Annotated in this window: 21 protein-coding genes, 1 other RNA gene and 1 pseudogene; 10 read left to right on the forward strand and 13 right to left on the reverse strand. The window is 43.4% G+C overall.

The window, feature by feature from the left end; translation table 11 throughout:
- Positions 1 to 13: 13 nt before the first annotated feature.
- The 5 genes from L4D05_RS15590 to L4D05_RS15610 form a co-directional block, all read right to left on the reverse strand.
- Entirely contained in the window at positions 14 to 1,573 is a 1,560-nt protein-coding gene (locus L4D05_RS15590; protein ID WP_428794561.1) for an AbgT family transporter, read from the reverse strand.
- Between the two features lie 378 nt (positions 1,574 to 1,951).
- On the reverse strand, positions 1,952 to 2,365 hold the full coding sequence (locus L4D05_RS15595; protein WP_428794562.1) for a type IV pilus modification PilV family protein: 414 nt from the start codon (positions 2,363 to 2,365) through the stop codon (positions 1,952 to 1,954).
- Positions 2,355 to 3,632: a hypothetical protein gene (locus L4D05_RS15600; RefSeq protein WP_428752674.1), complete on the reverse strand. Its 1,278-nt coding sequence runs from the start codon at positions 3,630 to 3,632 to the stop codon at positions 2,355 to 2,357. Before L4D05_RS15600 ends, L4D05_RS15595 begins: the two co-directional genes overlap by 11 nt.
- On the reverse strand, positions 3,629 to 4,237 hold the full coding sequence (locus L4D05_RS15605) for a PilW family protein (RefSeq protein WP_428794563.1): 609 nt from the start codon (positions 4,235 to 4,237) through the stop codon (positions 3,629 to 3,631). The genes L4D05_RS15600 and L4D05_RS15605 overlap by 4 nt, the downstream gene beginning before the upstream one ends.
- Positions 4,234 to 4,746, reverse strand: coding sequence for a GspH/FimT family pseudopilin (locus L4D05_RS15610; protein WP_428794564.1), 513 nt, complete (start codon positions 4,744 to 4,746; stop codon positions 4,234 to 4,236). The genes L4D05_RS15605 and L4D05_RS15610 overlap by 4 nt, the downstream gene beginning before the upstream one ends.
- A 114-nt stretch (positions 4,747 to 4,860) precedes the next feature.
- On the opposite strand from L4D05_RS15610, the gene L4D05_RS15615 reads away from it, so the two are divergent.
- Entirely contained in the window at positions 4,861 to 5,280 is a 420-nt protein-coding gene (locus L4D05_RS15615; protein WP_428794565.1) for a type IV pilin protein, read from the forward strand.
- A gap of 110 nt (positions 5,281 to 5,390) precedes the next feature.
- Here L4D05_RS15615 and dnaJ read toward each other — a convergent pair whose 3' ends face one another.
- From dnaJ to grpE, 4 genes are all read right to left on the reverse strand, one after another.
- On the reverse strand, positions 5,391 to 6,527 hold the full coding sequence (gene dnaJ / locus L4D05_RS15620; RefSeq protein ID WP_265674499.1) for a molecular chaperone DnaJ: 1,137 nt from the start codon (positions 6,525 to 6,527) through the stop codon (positions 5,391 to 5,393).
- 325 nt (positions 6,528 to 6,852) lie between these two features.
- A complete protein-coding gene (gene dnaK, locus L4D05_RS15625) occupies positions 6,853 to 8,760 on the reverse strand; it encodes a molecular chaperone DnaK (RefSeq protein ID WP_428794566.1) in 1,908 nt (635 codons plus the stop codon).
- A gap of 276 nt (positions 8,761 to 9,036) precedes the next feature.
- Complete coding sequence (locus L4D05_RS15630) at positions 9,037 to 10,311, reverse strand: dicarboxylate/amino acid:cation symporter (RefSeq protein ID WP_428752684.1); 1,275 nt, start codon at positions 10,309 to 10,311, stop codon at positions 9,037 to 9,039.
- 274 nt (positions 10,312 to 10,585) lie between these two features.
- Complete coding sequence (gene grpE, locus L4D05_RS15635; RefSeq protein WP_428752685.1) at positions 10,586 to 11,188, reverse strand: nucleotide exchange factor GrpE; 603 nt, start codon at positions 11,186 to 11,188, stop codon at positions 10,586 to 10,588.
- Between the two features lie 151 nt (positions 11,189 to 11,339).
- Here grpE and nadK point away from each other — a divergent pair, with 151 nt between their 5' ends.
- From nadK to bamE, 3 genes are all read left to right on the forward strand, one after another.
- Positions 11,340 to 12,224: an NAD(+) kinase gene (nadK, locus tag L4D05_RS15640; protein WP_250618310.1), complete on the forward strand. Its 885-nt coding sequence runs from the start codon at positions 11,340 to 11,342 to the stop codon at positions 12,222 to 12,224.
- Positions 12,225 to 12,400: 176 nt separating this feature from the next.
- On the forward strand, positions 12,401 to 14,065 hold the full coding sequence (gene recN / locus L4D05_RS15645) for a DNA repair protein RecN (RefSeq protein WP_428794567.1): 1,665 nt from the start codon (positions 12,401 to 12,403) through the stop codon (positions 14,063 to 14,065).
- 158 nt (positions 14,066 to 14,223) lie between these two features.
- Positions 14,224 to 14,583 carry an outer membrane protein assembly factor BamE gene (gene bamE / locus L4D05_RS15650; protein ID WP_265674494.1) on the forward strand — a complete coding sequence of 120 codons (360 nt, stop codon included), beginning with the start codon at positions 14,224 to 14,226 and terminating at the stop codon, positions 14,581 to 14,583.
- 52 nt (positions 14,584 to 14,635) lie between these two features.
- Here the strand turns inward: bamE and L4D05_RS15655 are convergent, their stop codons facing one another.
- Both L4D05_RS15655 and L4D05_RS15660 read right to left on the reverse strand, forming a co-directional pair.
- Positions 14,636 to 14,944, reverse strand: coding sequence for an RnfH family protein (locus L4D05_RS15655; protein WP_428752691.1), 309 nt, complete (start codon positions 14,942 to 14,944; stop codon positions 14,636 to 14,638).
- 1 nt (position 14,945) lies between these two features.
- Positions 14,946 to 15,374, reverse strand: coding sequence for an SRPBCC family protein (locus L4D05_RS15660; RefSeq protein WP_428752693.1), 429 nt, complete (start codon positions 15,372 to 15,374; stop codon positions 14,946 to 14,948).
- A 175-nt stretch (positions 15,375 to 15,549) separates the two neighbouring features.
- Here L4D05_RS15660 and smpB point away from each other — a divergent pair, with 175 nt between their 5' ends.
- The 4 genes and pseudogenes from smpB (at position 15,550) to L4D05_RS15675 (ending at position 18,454) form a co-directional block, all read left to right on the forward strand.
- Positions 15,550 to 16,035 carry an SsrA-binding protein SmpB gene (gene smpB, locus L4D05_RS15665; RefSeq protein WP_265674491.1) on the forward strand — a complete coding sequence of 162 codons (486 nt, stop codon included), beginning with the start codon at positions 15,550 to 15,552 and terminating at the stop codon, positions 16,033 to 16,035.
- Positions 16,036 to 16,103: 68 nt separating this feature from the next.
- Positions 16,104 to 16,470, forward strand: a transfer-messenger RNA (tmRNA) gene (gene ssrA / locus L4D05_RS15670).
- Positions 16,471 to 16,635: 165 nt separating this feature from the next.
- Positions 16,636 to 16,778: pseudogene (locus tag L4D05_RS24090) on the forward strand (integrase); the annotation flags it as partial.
- 344 nt (positions 16,779 to 17,122) lie between these two features.
- The gene (locus L4D05_RS15675) at positions 17,123 to 18,454 is read left to right on the forward strand and encodes an ATP-binding protein (protein ID WP_428794568.1); all 1,332 of its coding nucleotides are present in this window, start codon (positions 17,123 to 17,125) and stop codon (positions 18,452 to 18,454) included.
- Positions 18,455 to 18,819: 365 nt separating this feature from the next.
- Here L4D05_RS15675 and L4D05_RS15680 read toward each other — a convergent pair whose 3' ends face one another.
- Positions 18,820 to 19,245 (reverse strand): phosphate-starvation-inducible protein PsiE, encoded by a 426-nt coding sequence (locus L4D05_RS15680; protein ID WP_428752696.1) that lies wholly within the window; start codon positions 19,243 to 19,245, stop codon positions 18,820 to 18,822.
- 375 nt (positions 19,246 to 19,620) lie between these two features.
- On the opposite strand from L4D05_RS15680, the gene L4D05_RS15685 reads away from it, so the two are divergent.
- Together L4D05_RS15685 and L4D05_RS15690 are read left to right on the forward strand one after the other, a co-directional pair.
- A complete protein-coding gene (locus tag L4D05_RS15685; RefSeq protein ID WP_428794569.1) occupies positions 19,621 to 21,831 on the forward strand; it encodes an endo-1,4-beta-xylanase in 2,211 nt (736 codons plus the stop codon).
- Positions 21,832 to 21,942: 111 nt separating this feature from the next.
- The gene (locus L4D05_RS15690) at positions 21,943 to 22,548 is read left to right on the forward strand and encodes a DedA family protein (protein ID WP_428794570.1); all 606 of its coding nucleotides are present in this window, start codon (positions 21,943 to 21,945) and stop codon (positions 22,546 to 22,548) included.
- Here the strand turns inward: L4D05_RS15690 and L4D05_RS15695 are convergent.
- On the reverse strand, positions 22,545 to 23,069 hold the full coding sequence (locus L4D05_RS15695; protein WP_428752702.1) for a GNAT family N-acetyltransferase: 525 nt from the start codon (positions 23,067 to 23,069) through the stop codon (positions 22,545 to 22,547). The two genes, L4D05_RS15690 and L4D05_RS15695, sit on opposite strands and share 4 nt — an antisense overlap.
- Between the last annotated feature and the right edge of the window lie 287 nt (positions 23,070 to 23,356).

Raw genomic sequence — 23,356 nt, forward strand, 5'->3', positions numbered from 1 at the left:
AGTTAGCTATAACTTACATGGTGTACGTGTACGGTGCTTGAATACCTAATGGGATACCTAGCGCCCAATAAGCTAGCAAGAACAGTGTCCAACCAATTAGCATCGCGATAGAGAATGGCATCATTAGAGAAGCCAATGTACCGATACCTGTTGATTTCACATAACGTTGACAGTAAACCACAACCAATGGGAAGAAGACCATCAATGGAGAGATGATGTTCGATACTGAATCACCAACACGGTATGCTGCTTGAGATAGCTCAGGAGAGATGCCTACAGCCATTAGCATTGGAACCAAGATTGGACCAATCAACGCCCACTTAGCCGATGCAGAACCGACCAGTAAGTTAACTGAAGCCGTCAACAAAATCATACCTACGATGGTCGCTTGACCTGGTAGGTTCATTGATTTCAGACCTTCCGCACCGTAAAGCGCTAACATAGTACCGATATTTGACTGAGCAAACGCTGACAAGAATTGTGCACAGAAGAACGACATAACAATGTACGCACCCATGGTAGACATGGTGTGAGACATCGCTTTAATGATGTCATTGCTATCTTTAAACGTACCCGCAACACGACCGTAAACAATGCCTGGAATAATAAACAGGATGAAGATTAACGGTACGATGGATTGCATGATCGGCGCAGAGAATGCAGTAATTTCACCTTCAGGAGAGCGTAGTGCTGAATCTTCTGGCAAAAGTGCGAAAACAAGCAAAGCGATACCCGCCATCATTGCCCAACCAGCCGCACGGAATGCTTTAGACTCAACAGCAGTAAAAGAACCAAGATCTGGTGCTTCTTCTGCATCTTCATCGACAGGAAGGTTTGCTAGACGTGGTTCGATTACTTTCTCAGTCACCCACCAACCAATCGCGATAACCAAAACAGAAGATAAACCAGTAAAGAAAATATTCGAAAGTGGGTTAATCACATAGTCTTGGTCTAGTACTTGAGCAGCCGTTTGTGTGAAGCCAGCCAACAGTGGGTCGATACCAGATGGGATGAAGTTTGCAGAGAAACCGCCCGATACACCAGCAAATGCAGCGGCAATACCAGCAAGAGGGTGACGACCTGCTGCGTGGAAAATGATACCACCAAGCGGAATAACCAATACATAACCTGCGTCAGCAGCGGTATGGGAAACAATTGCAACCAAGATAAGCATTGGCGTTAGCAATTTTGCTGGCGTGAAGTTAAGCATTTTCTTCAAGCCAGTTTGAATAAAGCCAGAAGAGTCTGCAACACCAACACCTAACATCGCAACCAATACGATACCAAGAGGTGCGAAGCCAGTAAACGTGGTTACCATATTTGCTAAGAAGCTGGCAAGTGCCTCACCCGTTAGCAAGTTATTAACCTCTAACGCACCACCAGTACGAGGGTTAATAAGATCAAAGCTAACATTAGATAGAACGGCAGATGCGACCCAAACAATAACTAATGCCCAGAAAAATAGAATCGCAGGATCTGGGATCTTGTTTCCTGCCTTCTCAATTGCGTTTAAAAAGCGATCCATGCCACTCGGCTTTGGCGTTGGCGCTTGATTGATAGTCTGGTTACTCATGGTAACTCCATTGTGATGTTGTGGTTCGTGAACTTTAAGGCAGCTTCACTGTGTCATTTTTCTTCGCGACTATTTTATGTAAAAAAAATTAAATTAGTAGATAATTTGGAAGTATTTCCATTTTTGTAGACTTATTTTGCAAAAAACACCCGAACAAGTAACAGAAAAACAACATCGGAGTACACATATCCAAAACATTCCACTAACTAGCACGCAAACTGCCCGATTATATAAGCATAGTGTATAAATCAGTCAAATCGGACTGGCAATGCGCCATACACTTTTATTCATTGAAAGTGATGAGCGGTAGAGGGAATAGAGCAAGTAACAGAAGTGCGGTAACAATGTTAATTGATAACAAGTTTAGCTTAGTCGATATTAATCAAATTCACTGTAATTGGAGAATTGAGTTTGTAAGGAAAGCGTTTGCGTCTGCCCAAATCGATCGGGCCAACTGACTACGACTTCGACGGCTTTGATACTGCTCGAAAAATGGATTGCCGACACCGTCCATTCAACAACAAATGGTGAGTGAGTCAAATCTTCGCCGTCAACAAGGTCCGTCACAAAGTCGGCGACCTCCATGGTGGATGATGCGGAGTCGGCCCCTCTGGTACTAAACCATTCTAAACGCGCTTCAGCTAGCCCCAAAGCTTGAATACTTTGAGCGGCATAGTCAGATTGCTGTTCGATAGCAGTCTGCATTTTCACGAGTCCCAAGGCCCCAACACCGATCAAACAAAACGCGATCATAACTTCAATTAAGCTAAAACCTTGCTGCTTAATAATCACGCCACGATCCTTTTTTCCATGTCGTCGACGTTAACCCATGACGAGCATAATCAATCACATCGCGATTATAGTTAAACGCTAACGAGTTATTAAAAATCGCTACTTGCGGATCGGGGGTTTCAAACAGTTGCCCTCCTGTCACCGTAAATGATCCGTGCTGATAATAGGAAGTACGTTCTCTATAGGACAAATCAAAATCATTCGCCACATGCTGAAGATATACCCCAGCTTCAAAGCCATCCCATAGTGCTAATTCCGGTGAGAAGTCTTGATTAAAGTGAAAAAGTATCCCATTTAAGCTACCGGTTCCCATGATAGAAAATAGCCCTTCATGGACAACAAGCAAGATACCTTTCGTTTTCGCTGATGCTTGCGATAACGCATGTAATTCCGTGGTACCAATCTCGCAACTGCCTTCCACCCACAATTTGGTGTTGCCTTTTTCTATCTCGTCGGTCAGTGTCTTACCACAATTCGGTAATGTTTTTATCGCTCCCGGCGCACTTATGCTCCCCTCTAATACAGTAAATACTTCGCTGTTTTTTACTTGATCGTGATTCTTAATAGGGACATTGAAAAAGGACTCAAACACCTTCAAGTTACTCTCGAGTTGAAAGTCACTTTTCAGCGATGAGTTGCTATCACTGGTCATATGTGATGTTGCACAGTCCTTACCCTGATTATCAAAGCCATCATAAGGGGGTAAGCCGTGAACCAGTCCTTTATTGTCGATGCTTCCTACCACCTTAAGCTCACCATCATATTTAGCGGCAACGCACTCCCACCCTTTGTCTGACAACTGGCCGGGATCTGGAGTATAAATAGAACTACTACCACGAACGTAAAGATCCGAGGTTGACTGAATTGCGCCGCTAAACATTTGCAAAGAATGAGTGAAACGTCGGCTCACCTCACGTCGTTGAACCGTTGCAGAAATCACCACTTCGTTATTCGTAGGATCAAGAACGATCTCAGGCAAAAAATTAGCATCCGGATCGCAAGCTAAAATTGAGGTAGGAATCGTTCTGGTTATCATATACTGGGCAACCCCACATTCAACACCGCCCTCTGCCGCCCAATGTGCTTGCCTTGAGGCTACCTCATTTTGCGAGCGCTTAACCTCATAAAACGTACTCTTATATCCTCCTAATGCGATCACCAAAGCAACGATTAGCAATAAGCTTGTGGTTAATAAGGTCACCATACCGATTTGCTTGTTCGCGTATAACTTGTTCGCGTATAAATAGGTGCGAGTATTACTTTTCATTGGCCGTTCCTTATCAAGAAATGACGTTCAATCTCAGCTGTAACCTCGGCGTTGCCGGTCAACTCAGCCGCAAGTGACAAGTGCATGTATTGCTTGTTGGCATTCGAACTTGAGATAGTAAAGGGAACCAAGGAAAAGTGCGTGACCGAAATTAAGTCATCTTCAAGTAGGGATGTACAACTGCTACTATTAAAATAATTGATATCAAGGATCACGCTGCTTCTTTTTCGGCAAATCCGTAACGTCTGAGACAATGCAGAATAGTGCCATGAGGTATTTTCATATTCTGCGCTGCCGTCACGATGGTCATCCCAATACACGTACTGAACTTTGCTCCCTCCGCCACTAACATGCACCGTACTCACCGCGCCCGAAGGTCGACTAGCACTACCTAATTCACTGTAGCCTGCTCGAGTAAGATCATTTTGTAACCGTCTTGCCGTTGTGGCTAACGCTTGACTCAACAACATCGTTTGAGCCCGTTCGGAGCTATGTTGCTGAACCATAAGATACACCGACCCAATAGAGCCTATCGCGACAATGCCAATCGTCGACGCCACGAGCATCTCGACTAATGAACCGCCTTTCTGTCGAGAAATACTCATACCGAACACTCCCCTACTCCATGCTCTGCATCACCAAATTGACAAACCACAATACGCCCAGACGCCGCTGATGTTTTAATTTTGATACCTGAGTTCTGCTGCGAATAAGGGCTAATCGTGATCGTCCCAGTTGATAAAACGACACCGGTTAAATTATCAAACTTGATTTGTTTACTATTGTGGTTGAGGTGCATATGGACGTTTTGATATGGCAAACCGCTAAGCGCCAAGAAGGTCGTACCCGACGTGGTGGAGGAATTGGTCACCGAAATGCTCCAGCTTCCATCCTCAGCGCCTTGAGGAAGATGATTAAAGTGGCTCCAAAGAGGCTCATTTCGCATAATGGCTTCAGCTTTGGTTTGCATTAACAACCCATAAATCTCTGCCGCCGCCCTCTCTACCTTCACTTCCTTCGACAGTCCTGAAAAGCTAGGGGCGACGCTCAGCATGAGTATCATCATAACGAACACGCTAATCATGAGCTCTAGTAGAGTGAATCCGCGAACCATTTCCCAAATCCCAATGAAACCTATCACAACAATCGGATAGGTATTGCAGAAATCCTAGCAGTCACGAACACTATAAATATCAAAAAAATCAGAGCATTGGGCAGAGTTAAAAGAATGAGATGTAAAGTAAGTAACCACTTTCAAATAGGCTTGACCCTGATCGAAATTCTTATCGCTTTAGTCATACTTGGGGTAGTAAGCGCTGTCGCATACCCGACGTATACACAGCAAACGCGCGAAGCGTATCGGATGATTGCGCTGGGTGACATGCTAGAAATGCAACTGGAACTTGAACGACACTACAATGCTGGTTATAACTTTGAGCACATCCTATCTGGAGGAAAATGTGTGGTGTGTGAGTCTGATACCACTCGATACCAATTTACTGTAACCAGTAGCGCGACCGCTGCCTACACCATTACAGCAATAGCCCAACCCTTCAGTAATCAAAGTAAGGATAACTGTTTAGATAGCGATAGGAAAATGAGTTTGAATTCCAAAGGCGTAACCAAACCAAATGCTTGTTGGAAATAGCGCTAGCCAGAAACACCCCCGCGAACACAAGCTTGGGAAAATAACATAGTATGACTGAAACAAAAAAGCTCGCCACAAGGCGAGCTTCCATAATGCGCTAACAGTAAAGGTTAACTGGTTAGATCATCGAAGAATTTTTTAACACCATTGAAGAAACCTTCTGATTTCGGCTGATGCTTGTTTGCAGCTTCGCCACCACAAGTATCTTCAAATTCGCGTAATAACTCTTTTTGACGCGCACTGAGTTTCACTGGCGTTTCTATCACTAACTTAACGATTAAGTCACCAACACCACCGCCACGAACGCCCTTCACGCCTTTACCGCGCATACGGAACATGCGACTTGTTTGCGTCTCTTCTGGCACTTTTAGGTTAACGCGTCCGTCCAACGTTGGAACTTCCACTTCACCACCTAATGCAGCTTGAGCAAAGCTCACGGGCACTTCACAGTACAAATTGTTGCCTTCACGCTCAAAGATATGGTGCTCTTTAACATGAACTTGTACATAAAGATCGCCCGCAGGTGCGCCTTGCTCACCCGCTTCGCCTTCACCAGATAAACGAATACGGTCACCCGTATCCACACCAGCAGGGATTTTCACATTCAGTGTTTTAGACTTTTGAACACGACCTTGACCATGGCAGCTGTTACAAGGGTCTTTGATGATTTTGCCTTGACCATTACACGTTGGACAGGTTTGTTGTACGGCAAAGAAGCCTTGGCGCATCTGAACTTGACCGTGACCATGACAGGTGCCACACGTTTGAGGCGATGAGCCTTTTTTCGCGCCACTCCCCTCACACGGCTCACACTCAACCAATGTAGGAACTTCAATTTCTTTTGATACACCACGTACCGCTTCTTCTAGAGAAAGCTCCATGTTGTAACGCAGATCTGAACCACGCTGAGCGCGTGATTGACCGCGGCGTCCACCACCGAAAATATCACCAAATACATCACCGAAGATGTCACCGAAATCACCAGCACCGCCGCCGAATCCGCCGCCACCCATGCCGCCTTGTTCGAAAGCTGCATGACCATATTGATCGTACGCTGCTTTCTTTTGAGGATCGGTTAGGATTTCGTACGCTTCTTTTACTTCTTTAAACTTATCCGCAGCCGATTCATCACCTTGGTTTCTATCCGGGTGATACTTCATTGCAAGACGTTTGTAGGTTTTCTTTATATCGCGCTCAGACGCATCACGACCTACACCTAATACTTCGTAAAAATCACGTTTTGACATATTGCTTGGTACCAATTACTTCGACAAACAGCCCAGCGCTGTTTTTGGGTTGTATCATTCTAGATAAAAATTTGGGTCCTGGGTCCTGGGTCCTGGGTCCTGGGTCCTGGGTCCTACAGATTATTGTGACTTCCTTATCTAGAATGACAATATTCACATACATGCGGGCGTGAAGGTTACCCTAAACGCCCGCATAAATCACTTTTCAAGAATCCAAATAATCGAATTCTTTACACTAAGAGGATCTGCCTCGGAATAAAGATGCATCCTTTGCGTTGCAAAATACACATCTCAAACAGGGAGGCTGAACTCCTAGCAACAAGAATTATTTTTTCTCGTCTTTTACTTCTTCGAACTCAGCATCAACAACGTCGTCTTCTTGCTTAGGCTGTTCACCAGCTTCTGCATCAGCACCTTGTGCTTGTTGTTGTGCCATTTCCATTAGTTTTTGTGCCGCAGCCATTAGCGCTTGAACTTTCGTGTCAATCGCTTCTTTGTCATCGCCTTTACGAGCTGTTTCTAGCTCAACGATTGCTGCTTCAATCTTCTCTTTCTCTTCAGCTGGAAGGGCTTCGCCTGCTTCTTCCACTTGCTTACGAGTACCGTGAATCATTTGGTCAGCTTGGTTACGTGCCGCAGCCAATTCTTCGAACTTCTTGTCCGCTTCTTTGTTTGCTTCCGCTTCTTGAACCATTGCTTCGATATCTTCGTCGCTTAGGCCACCAGACGCTTGGATCGTGATTTTTTGCTCTTTGCCAGTTGACTTATCTTTCGCAGATACGTGTAGGATACCATCCGCATCAAGGTCGAAAGTTACTTCGATTTGCGGTGTACCACGTGGTGCTGCTTGGATACCTTCTAGGTTGAATTGACCTAGAGACTTGTTGTAAGTCGCCTGCTTACGCTCACCTTGTAAAACGTGGATAGTTACCGCGTTTTGGTTATCTTCTGCTGTAGAGAAAACTTGGTTTGCTTTCGTTGGGATCGTTGTGTTCTTCTCAACAAGCTTCGTCATTACGCCGCCCATTGTCTCGATACCTAGAGAAAGAGGCGTTACATCTAGAAGAAGTACGTCTTTCACGTCACCAGCAAGAACGCCACCTTGAACTGCAGCACCCATTGCTACTGCTTCGTCAGGGTTTACGTCTTTACGTGGCTCTTTACCGAAGAACTCAGTTACCTTAGCTTGAACCATAGGCATACGAGTTTGACCACCAACTAGGATAACGTCATTGATGTCGCTTACCGATAGGTCTGCGTCTGCTAGAGCAACTTTTAGCGGCTCAAGAGAACGTTGTACTAAGTCTTCAACTAGAGATTCTAGTTTCGCACGAGTCACTTTAACGTTCATGTGCTTAGGACCCGTTGCATCTGCAGTTACGTAAGGTAGGTTTACGTCTGTTTGAGAAGTAGAAGAAAGTTCGATTTTCGCTTTCTCTGCTGCTTCTTTAACACGTTGCATTGCTAGAGGGTCGTTCTTAAGGTTAATACCTTGCTCTTTTTGGAATTCTTCAACTAGGTAGTTGATTAGACGGTTATCGAAATCTTCACCACCAAGGTGTGTGTCACCGTTAGTTGCTAGTACTTCAAATGTTTTCTCGCCTTCAACTTCATCGATTTCGATGATAGAGATATCAAATGTACCGCCACCAAGGTCATAAACAGCGATAGTGCGATCGCCGCCTTTTTTATCTAGACCGTAAGCAAGTGCCGCCGCTGTTGGTTCGTTGATGATACGTTTAACTTCAAGACCTGCGATACGACCCGCATCTTTTGTTGCTTGACGTTGTGCATCGTTAAAGTAAGCAGGAACAGTGATTACTGCGCCAGTCACTTCTTCACCTAGGAAGTCTTCTGCTGTTTTCTTCATTTTTTTCAGGATTTCAGCAGATACTTGAGGTGCAGCCATTTGTTGGCCTTTCGCTTCAACCCATGCATCACCGTTGTCAGCCTTAACGATTTTGTAAGGCATGATTTCGATATCACGCTGAACTTCTTCATCTTCAAAACGACGACCGATCAGACGCTTAATCGCAAATAGCGTGTTTTCTGGGTTAGTTACTGCTTGACGTTTTGCAGGTTGACCTACAAGAGTTTCACCGTCTGTATAAGCAATAACCGATGCGGTTGTGCGTTCACCTTCCGCGTTTTCAAGTATACGTGGTTTGTCGCCATCTAGAACAGCAACACATGAGTTAGTAGTACCTAAATCAATACCAATGATCTTACCCATCAGACTATCTCCGAATAAATTCTATTATTACGCTTTCTATTGCCCCGACTCGGGGCCTTAGAGCCAGTTGGAAAACTAACTCAAAAAAGGTTTGTTTTCTGTATGAACCATAGATAAGGGCAGCAACGCGCTTTTCAAGGGAAGAGGACAAAAAAAATCGCTTTTTTTCATATTTAAACGAAAACGGAGCACAAAGGCTCCGTTTTTTAACTCGCTTTTCCTGTGACGTCTTTCGCGACGTTGTATTTATCTAAGGAGTTATTCTTATTTACGCGCTTATGCTTGGCTTTGAACGGGTGCAGCTTCATTTACTACTTCCGAGTCAAGCTCACCTTCAGAGTGCGCTACGATAGTATTCACCGCCGTATCACCCACTACATTCGAGCTGGTACAAAACATATCATTGATGCGGTCAACAGCAGCAACAATCGCAAGGCCTTCTGGTGGTAAACCCAGTTGATGAAGTAGAACACCAATCATCACTACGCCACCACCAGGTACACCACCTGCGCCAATGGATAGCAGCAAGATAGTAAAGCCCATTGTGACTAGGTCTGCCATTTGAATAGGCTGACCAAATGCGTTAGCAATAAAGATAGTCGCAATCGCGATGTAAATTGAAACGCCAGCCATGTTCATGGTCGCGCCTAACGGCACACCAAAACCCGCCACCGACTTAGAAACACCAATTTTATCAGTTAGTGTTCGCATTGTTACCGGAATCGTCGCGTTTGAGCTTGCCGTAGATAGCGAGAACAATACCTGTTCACGAGTCGCACGCATAAACTGAGCTGGCGATACTTTTGTTGTTGCACCAACCATGATTGGATAAACAATGAATATCCATAGAATAAGGATACCGACAACTAACGCAACATAACCAGCAACCGACGCCAATGTACCGGCATCTAGCGTTGCACCAAGCTGAATCATAAGCGCGAATACGCCATAAGGTGCCAAGCTCATCACCAAGCCAATTAGCTTCATCATGATATCGTTGCCCATCTTGAAGGCACGAATCGCTGGACCACCCTTCTTATCTAGAGCTTGAATGGCTAGACCTGTCAAAATAGCCATAAAGATAATCTGTAGCATGTCGCCATTAGCAAACGCTTGGAATGGATTGCTTGGCACAATGTTGGTAATCAAAGAGAAGATATCAGGTGTGGTCGTTGATGTTAGCTCAACCGTAGCGGCAACGGTTCCACCAAGGTTTGCACCCGCACCAGGCTGAACAATCATACCAACCGTCAGTGCAAACGTAATCGCAATTACAGTATTTAGAATATAAAGCGCAAAAGTTTTACCGCCTAAACGGCCAAAGGATTTAATGTCTTTTAGTTCCACAATACCGCAAACAATCGAAACATAAACCAGTGGTACTACTAGAAGTTTAATTAGCGATACAAACATGCCGCCAACGCCTTCCGCGAGACCAAGCAAGTATTGGTCAAAAAGACTAACACCAGCGAACAAGTATTGAATTGCAGTACCGATCAGTAGACCGGCAAATAGACCAATAAAGATCTTTTGGGATAGAGGTTTATTCATTCATAGACTCCAGAATGTTGTGTTGATTCCCTGTATTTTTATAGTTATTTGCTTTCTTATTAATAGAAAACTCAGGGCATCTTACAGATCTGAAGTTCAAAATAAAGCATTAATTTTACATTTTGTTACCTCAATGAAACAATACAAAAACCTAATTGATACATGGTTATTGATATTTACAACCAAAAAAATGAAGCCAAATAGGCTTCATTTCTTTGATATACATAAACTAATAGAGTTTTACGCTCGTCTTAATGACTTCTGTCTCTACTCGTTATTTCGACACCATAACCATGGCAGGTCTGATCACTCGACCATTAAGCTCATAACCTTTTTGCATGACGAACATCACAGTATTTGCTTCATGATCCGCGCTTTCTTGAATAGACATCGCTTGATGAAGTTCAGGATTAAACGTCTCGCCTTCAGGGTTAATTTCCTTCAAACCAAATTTAGCTACCGCGTCAACCAGTGTTTTGTGAGTCATCTCGACCCCTTCAACGATAGGTTTTACTACTTCATTTTCAGCGTCTGCAGCGGCAATCGCGCGCTCTAGGTTATCAATAACAGGCAATAACTCTTCAGAGAATTTGTTTAAAGCGAACTTACGTGCTTTATCAATTTCTTGCTCAGTACGACGACGCATGTTTTCCATTTCAGCTTTCGCGCGTAGTACAGAATCTTGTTGCTCTTTAATTTTAGCTTCGCTAGACAACAATGCTGCTTCTAGTTGAGCGATCTTAGCTTCTTGAATATCTTGCTCTGATTCTTCATTCCACTCAACATCAGCGTCAGAACCAACCACGTCTGCATCTTGCATTTCTACGTCTTGCGCATGCAGTTCTTCTTGATTTACTTTGTTTTCTTCGTTGCTCATGGTCTCTCCGCAATACTCGATTCACGTCAATGCATGGTAGCCAAGTAAGAAACTTGGATTAATTTCATACCAAACACTGCATATATAAACACTTTGGGTATATTATGGGGATGAAGATTTTTGATTCAAGCACTAAAAGTTTGGAAGTGATATGAAAAACACCTTTAAGGTGATCGCCATCATAGGTAAACCCCGAGCACAGAAAGCAATTCAGACTCATAAAGAATTGTTTCATTGGCTTACATCAAAAGGCTATAACGTCCTTATTGATGACCGATTGATTGATATTCTTGTCGATATTCCCAGACAGCATTTTTTTAGCCTAGTCCGTATTGGTCGAGAAGCTGACCTCGCTATCGTCGTTGGTGGTGATGGCAATATGCTTGGCGCAGCAAGGGTGCTATCACGCTTTGATGTGGCCGTCATCGGAGTCAACCGTGGTAACTTAGGGTTTCTCACCGATCTCAACCCTGAAGGCTTCGAGCAAGCGTTAGAAGCCGTGTTGCAAGGGGAGTACATCGAAGAAAAGCGTTTCTTGCTTGAAACTGAAATTCACCGCCATGGGCAAATAAAAAGTCACAACGCCGCCCTTAATGAAGCGGTACTTCACCCAGGTCAAGTCGCCCATATGATTGAGTTTGAAGTCTATATCGACGACACTTTTGCATTTAGTCAGCGATCAGATGGCTTGATCGTGGCGACACCAACCGGATCAACCGCTTATTCATTATCCGGCGGCGGGCCAATCCTTTCAGCAAAGCTGAATGCCATCTCTTTGGTGCCAATGTTCCCTCATACACTTTCAAGCCGCCCACTCGTGGTCGACGGTAATTGCCGAATCAAGCTCATTGTTTCGCCAGATAACCGTGGCACTCAAGAGGTCAGTTGTGATGGGCAAATTTCACTGCCTGTGTCACCAGGCGATGAAATACATATTTTCCAAAGCCCTAACGTTTTGAAACTGATCCACCCTAAAGATTACAGCTACTATCATGTCCTGAGAAACAAGCTAGGTTGGTCGAGCAAACTCTTCTAAATCATAGGTTTGACTACCCATTCATTGAGTCAGCAATATATTGCTGGCTTTTTTGATCGTATTTTCAGCAACTCGCGACTGATCACATAAAAAATTCAGACAGCACCTTTACTGTATAAAGAAACAGTATATACTGAGCTTATATACAGTAATGTTGATATGAACAGGTAAAGAGAATGCTGTCTCATCTAAGTGTTAATAATTTTGCTATCGTAAAATCTCTGCAGTTAGAACTCAGTACGGGAATGACCACCATTACCGGAGAAACTGGCGCAGGTAAATCCATCGCGATTGATGCACTGAGCCTCTGTTTGGGCGGACGTTCAGACGCAGGGGCGGTTCGCAACGGCGAAGATAAAACCGAAGTCACCGCTGCCTTCATGATTGATAATAATGTCCACGCCACCCGTTGGTTAGAAGACAACGATCTCTATGATGGTACCGAATGTATCCTGCGACGAAGCATTACCAAAGAAGGTCGCTCTCGAGCTTTCATTAATGGTAGCCCTGTGCCTTTATCCCAACTTAAATCTTTGGGACAAACGCTTATCAACATTCATGGGCAGCACGCTCACCACCAACTAATGAAAGGCGACTATCAACTTTCATTACTGGACCAATATGCCGGTCATACCACCCTACAAAAACAAGTCCGTAATAGTTACCAAACTTGGCGAAGTGCCGATATTGCCTTACGTAAGCTCAAAGAAAACAGCGCCAATAACCAAGCTCAATTGCAGCTGCTTGAGTATCAAATTAAGGAACTCAACGAACTCGCGATTGAAGAGCTAGAATTTCCAGAACTTGAACAAGAGCACAAGCGCTTAGCAAACAGCGGCGAACTTGCGATTTCATGCCAGCAAGCCATTGATATTATTTACGAGGGTGATGATGTCAATGCTCTCGCACTACTGCAAAGTGCCAGCAGCAAACTCATTCAGCTGTCAGAGCTTGATACTACGCTGACTCCTTTACCGGCAATGCTTGAAGAAGCAATGATCCAAATTGAAGAAGTGAACGCTGAGCTACGTGACTACCTTGATAAAGTCGACGTAGACCCGCAACGCATGGCGTATGTAGAGTCACGCTTTTCTAAAATCATGTCGCTTGCTCGCAAGCATCACGTGCTGCCAGAGGAGCTTTATCAGCATCATCAAAGCTTGCTCAATCAAATTGAACAGCTCGACTGTTCTGATGAAACGATATCTGCGAAAGAACAAGACGTCAGTGCCCTTTTTGAGCACTATGTCCGCGTATGCGAGAAACTCAACAAATCTCGCGGTCGTTACGCTAAAGAACTCAACAAGCTGATCTCGCAAAGTATGCACGAGCTCAGCATGGATAAAGCCAAGTTTGCTATTGATGTGAGCTTTCAGCCAGAGCACCCCTCACCAACAGGAATGGATACAGTAATCTTCTTAGTCTCAACCAACCCGGGTCAACCAATGCAACCAATCGCCAAAGTCGCATCTGGTGGTGAGCTATCACGAATATCATTGGCCATTCAGGTTATTACGGCGCAGAAAGTAGATACACCAAGCCTTATTTTTGATGAAGTGGATGTCGGTATTAGTGGTCCAACTGCGGCTGTTGTTGGGCAGATGCTAAGAAAACTAGGGGAATCAACACAAGTACTGTGTGTCACCCATTTGCCTCAAGTCGCCGGTCATGGGCACCACCAACTGTTTGTCACAAAAAATACTAAAGGCAATAAAACTGAAACCAGTATGTACGCGCTAAACGAAAACGAACGAATTAGTGAACTGGCTCGCCTACTTGGTGGTAGCCAAATTACAGAGTCGACGCTAGCGAACGCCAAAGAACTACTGATTGCAGCTTAGAGGGTTAGTTCCCTAAACCAATAGATTTCAACAAGGATTGTAATCTAACTCATAAATCAGCGCTCTTTTTACATAATGAAGCAGACATGTTTTTACATCTGCTTCATCCTTGTTTATTATCTCTGCAGTTTAAAAAATCAAAGTTGTAAATTGACGCTATGCAATTAAAAAAGTGGTTGGCAGCAATACCACTCGCCTTAACATTACTGACAGGCTGTTCGGTAATAGAAAAAATCGTCTACCGTATTGATATTAATCAGGGGAATTTTGTCGAACAAAATGCCGTTGATCAGTTACGCTTTGGCATGACAAGAGAACAGGTTCGCTTTGTTCTTGGCTCACCGATGCTTATCGAAAATGGTTACCCCAATACGTGGTACTACATCTACCATGCAACCAAAGGACATGATGACGCTGTTCAGCGCAATCTTGTTGTCGATTTTGATGCTACCGGCACATTGACGAACATTTCTGGCGACTACGAAGCCAGTGACCAGTTTTTCGAAAGCCTAAATTAATAAAAAAGCTCGCAATGCGAGCTTTTTTATTATCTATTCGTTGACCTGTCCATCATGCTGACTTGGCAGCTTTAGCCTGCTCGGCTCGCTTACGGCGGATTTCTTTCGGATCAGCCAGCAATGGACGATAGATCTCTATTCTATCTTTATCTCTTACTGTTGCATCAAGCTTAACGTTACGGCTAAACACTCCCACTTTGTTAACCTTAAGGTCAATTTCAGGGTAAATGTCCAATACGCCAGATTTCTCGATAATTTCTTCAACGGTCAACTCGTGATTAACCACAATAGTCAAAACACGCTGCTCTTCAGGTAAGGCATAAACGACCTCAACATGGATTAGAGGTTGATCAACGTTCATACTAGTACACCTCTTTGGCGCGTTTGGTAAACGAATTCACCATGTTACTGGTTACATCATGGAAGATTTTTCCAAACGCGAGCTCTATCATCTTACTCGAAAACTCAAACTCAAGCTTAAGCTCAACTTTACACGCTTGTTCATCAAGCGGGATAAACGACCAGACCCCTTTTAACATTTTGAACGGGCCATCAACCAATTCCATCAGTATTTCACGGCCTTGTACCAGCGTATTCGCTGTTGTGAATGTTTTGCTAATGCCTGCTTTCGACACATCAACCGATGCTACCATTGCCATTCCAGAAGACTCAATCACTCGAGAACCAGAGCAGCCAGGAAGAAAATCGGGATAACTGGCAACATCGTTCACCAAGTTAAACATCTGGTCAGCACTGAACATTACCAATGCCGAACGCGTCACATGTTGCATAAAAAACATCTCACAATAAAAAGCTAACGGTGATTCTACTGAGTTCTACGAGTTAGCTCAAGTTGACAACTCAACCCAACAAAGATATCAAAGCACTAACGACTCATGATACATTTAGCTATCGAAAACAAAAGCCTTTCCTAAAACTCCAGACTCACCTTATAATGGCGTCACTATGGTAAAAAAGAACTCAAAAAATAAAGCGGGTAGTAACACTATCGCGCAAAACAAAAAGGCTCGCCACGAATATCACATTGAAGATGATATCGAAGCTGGTATTGAGCTACAGGGCTGGGAAGTCAAATCACTTCGCCAGGGCAAAGCCAACATCGTCGAAAGCTACATCTTTATCCGCGATGGCCAAGCCTACATCAGTGGTATGTCTATTCTCCCGCTAAATCAAGCCTCTACTCATATAGTCGCCGAACCAACACGTGTGCGTAAACTGCTTATGCGCCGCCGAGAGCTCGACAACCTTATTGGTAGAGTCAATCGCGAAGGTATGACGCTAGTTGCGCTCTCTTTGTATTGGTCTCGCTCTTGGGCGAAACTCAAAGTCGGCGTTGCTAAAGGTAAAAAACTGCACGATAAACGCGAAGATTTAAAAGAAAAAGACTGGGCAAGAGACAAAGCACGAGTTATGAAGAGTAACTTGCGCTAATCTTAACCACTTGAACTTTCAACTACTAGACAGGCTTAGCTTTTCTGGTACTATGAAAAATAACACTTGGGGCTGATTTAGGATTCGACAGGAATTTTGAAGTCTGAGGTGCATGCCGTGGGGCGGTTGGCCACGTAAAAAGCCGCAAAAAAATAGTCGCAAACGACGAAAACTACGCACTAGCAGCTTAATAACCTGCTGAGAGCCTCTTTGCCCTAGCTTCCGCTTGTAAGACGGGGAACAACAAAGAGTCAAACCCAAACTAGCTAGATCGGATTCTCCCGCCTGAGAGATGAAGTTCGAAATTTAATTCAGGATAGTCATTTACTAGCGTGTCGGTTCGCAGGTACTTGGTGAATTTAAAGATCGACTAAGCATGTAGTACCAATGATGAATGATTTCTGGACGCGGGTTCAACTCCCGCCAGCTCCACCAAATTCGTATACGAAGACATCCTAGGGTGTCCAGAAAGCCCACTAAGACATTGTTTTAGTGGGCTTTCTTGTGTCTATAGGGTTCAAAGACGTCCAGTAGCATCTTTGATTTATAGGTACATCTATGGGTACACTGCTATACCGATGTTTATTTGGTGTACCCATTATGGCAAAAGTAACTACTCGGCTTACCGATAAAAAATCAAATGGTGCAAAACATGGCTGTTGAACTCATACCGCCCCAATAGCAAAAAGCGGGCAAACCTAAGTCTAGGTAAATACCCCGATCTCACTAAGTCCACGATAAGATGATGCAGCTTTTTACTCCCTTGCTTGGATTCACCAATTTCACCAAAATTATCAAACGCCAGAAGCTCTTATCTAGCCCTTCCATTATCATTTCTTCAAAGCACATAAGCTCTGTTAGCTTTTCATCACTGAACACGGTACATCTACCATTAGCTGCATGAACTATATTTGGATAATACCGTGACCCTACATGTACATTAAGCCAGATGGTAACATATTAATACGCATAAAAAAGGATTGAGACATCGTTTTTATGCGCATTAAAATGTAAACAAGACACACAAATGAGCGCATTAATATGATAAAGTGGAATTAAGAGTAACCAAAAATACGAGCAATATTGTATGAAGCGATCAATCTTAGACAAACTGCAGAGCTGGAAAGATAAACCATCAAGAAAACCACTCTTGATCGATGGTGCCAGACAGACGGGTAAAACTTACCTGCTACAGGAATTACTAGGTCAAAACTTTAACAACGTTATAAGAATTGATTTCTTAGAAGAGCCGCAGTTCAGAGAAGCGTTTTCCAACTCTCTAAACCCTAGCGATATCATAACCAATATTGAACTATTGACAGGAGAGGTATTTGACCTCGCAACTGATCTACTGATCCTCGATGAGATAGGTGAGTGTCCAAAAGCGGTCACTGCCTTGAAGTATTTTGCCGAAAAAGCACCGCAAGCTTATATCGCTGCAAGTGGCTCTAACATTGGTTTACTCACATCCTTTCCTGTAGGTAAGGTTGAACAACACAACTTAAGACCATTAACGTTTAAAGAGTTTCTATGGGCAAGTGAAGAAAAACCACTCATTAAAGCATTTGAGCAGCAAATGAATTCTGAAGTTGCGCATACAAAGCTATTCGATATGCTTACTGATTATTATTTTGTGGGTGGAATGCCTGAAGCTGTTGATGCTTGGTTTACTCATTCAGACAGAAGTATCATTGAACGCACGGAGCTTGTTTCAGACGTTCAAAGCAACTTAATTCAAGGTTACTTACGAGACTTTGGAAAATACTCGGACAAAATCGATGCCACACTTATAGAGTCCGTATTCAGAAGCATTCCTTCACAGTTATCGTCAGTATTTGATGATTCAGTAAAACGTTTCAAGTTTAAAGGCGTACATAAGCGTAAATCTCGATATGCTGAATACGAGAGTGCCATTACATGGCTGCATAAATGCAGACTAACTTTGAAGAATTACCCTATCGATGGGCAACCTAGATCTCCCTTATCAGCCTATCAAAAAGAAAATGCTATAAAGTTGTTTCTATTTGATGTAGGGCTACTTAATCATATGCTCGCGACAAGCTACCGTGAAATAAAGCAACAGGGGTACGAATACAAAGGCTATGTTGCTGAAAACTTTGTTCAACAAGAACTTGCAGCATTAGGTTATGAACCGACTTTTTCATGGGGAGATGCTAGAGCTGAGGTTGAATTTGTCATTGCCGATGACGTTGGCCGTATAATTCCTATAGAAGTAAAGAGTGGCAAAAGGACTCGCGCTAGGTCACTGCAATCCTATATAACGAAGTGTAAGCCACACAAAACAATCAAGCTAACAGGAACACAAGGCTCCAATGCATTAGAGCAAGACAATGTTGTGATACCTTTGTACTACACACAATACTTGAATGACCACCTAAAAGCGCCAACAGAAGTCTAACCACACCAGAGAGAACTCAAAGCTCTATGGATTTAAGTTCTCTATTCTTCTTGCCTTGCATAAGAACGAAGGCTAAGCACTTTTTTAGATCAAATTGAAATAAGCTAACCACTAAATAAAACAGTTTGGGAATAAATGGACGCTTGTTCAGTTCCTTTTCAAATAGGAATTGAAATTCAACTCCCGCCAGCCCAACAAACGCTTGTAAACAGTGCGTTATCAATTAGTTAGAGCATTTTTGGTAATGCACTGTTTTTGTATAAGTACCTTACAAAAGTGCCACTGAAAAACCTTTAACTTCCCCCACTTCGCTACCATTAGCCAAAATCCATTTTACAACTACAGCTCGTGAGCCATTGTTCACCCTACTCATCCGGCTCTTTTGTTCTTATATCCACGTAAGGCCAGTAATGATGCCCTACTCGAATCAATAAGGTTGCGGCAGCTAAAATAAAGGCCGCGACAGATAACCAAACAATTAAAACGGCATCTAGCTCCTTCATACCTAAGGTGATGTAACGAGCGATCGCCATCATAGCAATGTAAATTGGGTAGCGAACCGGGATTTTTCCGTTCACAACAAACTGCTGAACCATCGCAAGAACTTCAAGATAGATGAACATCAATAGAATGTCGGTCAATTGAACCCGACGCTCGGTAAAGACGTGCATAAACTCTTCCATCATGGCAAACAAAGTCGCAAGCGTGATGGCCACTAAAAGTACCGCCTCCATGACATGAAAGACTTTAAGAAAAGGTTTACTAAAAGATTTGGGTAAGTGAGAAGGCATAATCAATCTTCAATAATAATAATTCTAACTTCTACAATAGCATGCATCAGACCAACTCGCGCTATCTTCAAATATCGTCTTTGCATTGGTTACTCACTTCGTTACATCGCGACATCAACAGCAGCTAGCACATGCCAGCAAGCTCATACCTAAACTTCATTAATTTATTTGAAATTCGATATTCTGTTCTAGTCTAATATCGTCCAAGTGATTGATTCGTGCGAAACATTAGTGACAGTAATTAGGCTCTCATCATCGCCTACAATATTGGGATTCGCGTAACATCTAGGCATGGCATGACGAGTTATTCATGCTTGCCCTTGGTCACTTCGTATAAGGAAAAATCACACAAGCAAATTTATATTGGAACTCAATATGCAAAAACTGTTTATCATCATCACTTTTATTTCTGTGTTAGTTGGCTGTGTTTCGCAAGCAACGAAAGAGGAAAATGAGGTTCTCGCTAATGTACAACTTCGCTCATCACTCCCCTTAAAGACCATAGCTAAAGACGGAAACGTTTTGATCGGTGCAGCAGTACAGAGTGAACAGCTTAAATATCCCAACTTTACCGAAGTGTTGGCTCGTGAGTTTTCTCAAATCACTCCTGAAAATGAAATGAAGTTTTCCTACCTGCAACCAAAGCGCGGCTCCTTCAAATTTGATAAAGCCGATAAGATAGTAAAATTTGCTCAAAAGAATGACATGACCGTTAAAGGTCACACTCTTGTGTGGCACGTTAACAATCCTTACTGGTTAACAAAAAAGACGTGGTCAAAGCGAGAGCTCAGCTCAATTTTAGAAACGCATATTAAGACGGTTGTCGGCCATTATAGAGGTAGAGTCGCCTATTGGGATGTGGTGAACGAAGCCTTTACCGATAGTGGATTACTGCGTGACAGTATCTGGTATCGCACATTGGGTGAGGACTATATTGAAATGGCTTTTCGCTGGGCTCATGAGGCAGACCCTGATGCGTTGCTATTTTATAATGACTATTCCACCGAAGGTATGTCACCAAAGTCCAACGCCGTTTATCGACATATTAAAAAACTGGTTGAAAAAGGGGTTCCTATTCACGGGGTGGGCACTCAGTTACATTTAAATGCCGACGACTATATTAGTGATAGTTCCATTGCAAAAAACATTGAACGATACTCAAAATTAGGGCTTAAAACTCACTTTACTGAAGTAGATGTAAGAATTGGGAAAAAACAAGGTGCCTCCGCACTTCACAACCAAGCTAAACACTATGAAGTACTCGCTAAATTGGCCGCTCATTATCCTGATGTGGATATGCTTACCACATGGGGAGTCACCGATAGATATTCATGGATCCCTAAGTGGTATCCAGATTATGGTCGACCATTACTACTGAGTAAAAATTACCAACCAAAACCTGCGTATGCAGCCGTTCAGAGCGTTTTTCTTGATGCTTCCATGGGACAGTTAGATTACATACCGTCAACCGGTTTTGATACCAATCAACGTTACATTCAACCCTTTACCGCTAAAGCATTACCCACCATCGACGTTGACCAAGATAAAGTAATTTTTTACCCCTTTGCCTTTAATCAAGCGGGAGTAGCGGATCAAAGACTTCCATCCCAAAGCCTGTCTAACGCCAAGTGGACGATGGGTTATCACAACAATATTTTGATCGGTCAAGCGCAGTATCAAAGCCTCTCCCCATCACGTATTCGACTTGAAGTATCGCTTAATATTGGTGGCAAGCTATGGCAATTTAACGCTAACCATGGCGAACCTCTCACCTCCCCTGGGTATGTAGGGCTCATAACGACTAACTGGAGTTCTTCTGGGGATAAAGTCGACTTCACAATAGAGATCCCGCTCTATCAAAGCTTACTCGGCGAAACCCTTGGTTTTAATATCGCTCTTGCCCAGCCAAAAGAAGCCGATAAGCCTGCCAGGAAACTGTATCCTGTTTTAACATCGCCAGAACCATCGAAAGATCCTGACCTAGCCGAGCTATTTTTTGATGGCCTTTATGCCGTGGCTCCACATATGCCCATCTCGCAACCTTCCCCTTTTCAGGCTAAATTATTATCAAGCGCGCCGATGAACGCCAGTGATCCTGTATGGCAAGAAGTCACTCGATATAGTTTTTCATACAATCAGCTTGATCGACACGATCTGACTATTGCCGCTGATGATAGTGTGTCTGGCAACTGGGGGGTGGGTTATCATGAGAACTGGCTATATGGCATCGTAGAAAGACACGACCCAATCACTATCACTTCAAAGCAACCCAGCTACCTCAATGATAATGTAGAAGTTTTCCTCCAGAATGCTCAAGAATCGATGACACAGTTTCGAACAGTTATTGGTCAGGGTTTTGAAAAAACAGTCTACTCGAAAAGCTACTACGCAAGATGGAATCAAGACGGGACTAAGTTGATATTCGCAATCGAGCTGAATTCTGAAGTGAAAAAGGGTGATGAGTTCCTATGGAATATCGCATTGGCCAATAATGACGGGCTAGGTCGCAACTACCAGTTGTACTCCATCCCTGGTGTCAATTTATCTTATTTGGGGGAACACTTGACCAAATTAGTAGCTAAATAGCAGCGCCGTTGCCTGCTTTTGTCATCATATAGGTCTGCCTTTCGTTAATTGACTTACTCCGTTAATAGGAGTAATTATCAAAGATATGAATATCATCGGATAGGCTCTAATTTGCAGCACATCAACGATCTTTTATTAACGATGAAGCCTCTGCTAGAGCATTATGGCTACTTGGCTTTAATCGTCAGTATATTCCTTGAAGGAATGGGCATTCCTATGCCCGGTCAGTCACTCATGATTGCGGCATCTATCCTGTCGTCACAGCACCTGATGAGCCTGTCACTCATTATCGCGATATCTTGGTTAAGTGGCTTTATAGGTAACACCTGTGGCTATCTAATTGGTTATCACTTTGAAGGCTGGCTCGACAAAAAAGGTTATATCTCCGGTCCCAAAATGCAACGGCTTCAAAACACCGTTCAACGCTACGGTCCCGCATGCCTTATTATTAGTCGCTTTGTGGAGGGCATGAAACAGTTCATGCCACTAGCTTGTGGGATAGCCAAAATGCCTCGACATGAATTTCTCATCGGTAACGCCATCGCGACAAGCATATGGGTGGCAGTATTTAGCTTACTTACGCATTTTGCCTTCGATCATCTACAACAAATAGAGCAGCTCTATCGATCGCATAGACTGTCCGTTTGGCTTGTGACCGCGAGTTTATTTTTCCTTTTCATTATCGGGCTATTGAAAAGGAAATCGCGAGCCAATTAGTACTCAGGCTCTTTAATAGTGAGCTCTAAACGTACGAGATCCATTTCATCAGCGTGAGATAGTTGCCCATTGACTGTCTCTAACCCTAATCGCTGACAAACCGCAATCGCAGCTTCATTTCCCTTGCGCGTTTCAGCAAAAATAGAAGTAAGAGGAAAATGCTGGATACCGAATTTCATGAGCGCTGACATCGCTTCAACGGCGATACCTCGACCTTGCCGATCGACAGCAAGACCAAAACCAATCGACGCTCGGTTATCGGCTTCTAGACGAAAAGCGGCAGTACCGATTACCTGATGACTTTCTTTTCCTTCAATAACTAGCTGAAACCTCGTTCGAGGGACTTGCTGTGACTGCTCGACAAACATCTCGAGTAAATGGGCATTAAATTCTGGCGAACACTCTTCTTTGGGGTAAAATGTTTGATATCTTGGATGTGACGTTATGTTAAGCCAAGCCTCAATATCACCAAGTTGAAAATCTCTTAAAATCAGTCGTTCGGTTTCTAGCGTAAATTCCATTCTATTCTCTTTAAATTCAGGTCAGCCAGCATACTGTGAAAAGACATCAATACTGCTACTCTTATCTTCGCTTTTAGATAACCAATTCAATGCTAGGTTCCAAAAATATATGTCTTCCTTTCTAATCTGTTCTTTCATTCAGCAATTACTACATGGCTAGCAAGTCAGTGTAGGACAGGAAGGGCTATTTGGCTTCCCTGTGATGTAGGATTCACCTCCAACCTTTAAAAAAGTAGAGGGTTATCGTACTTCAGAGAAACATCCAATGCCCTCGCTTGACATGTGAT

It is taken from the genome of Vibrio nomapromontoriensis, from assembly GCF_050337205.1.
GTDB lineage: Bacteria > Pseudomonadota > Gammaproteobacteria > Enterobacterales > Vibrionaceae > Vibrio > Vibrio nomapromontoriensis.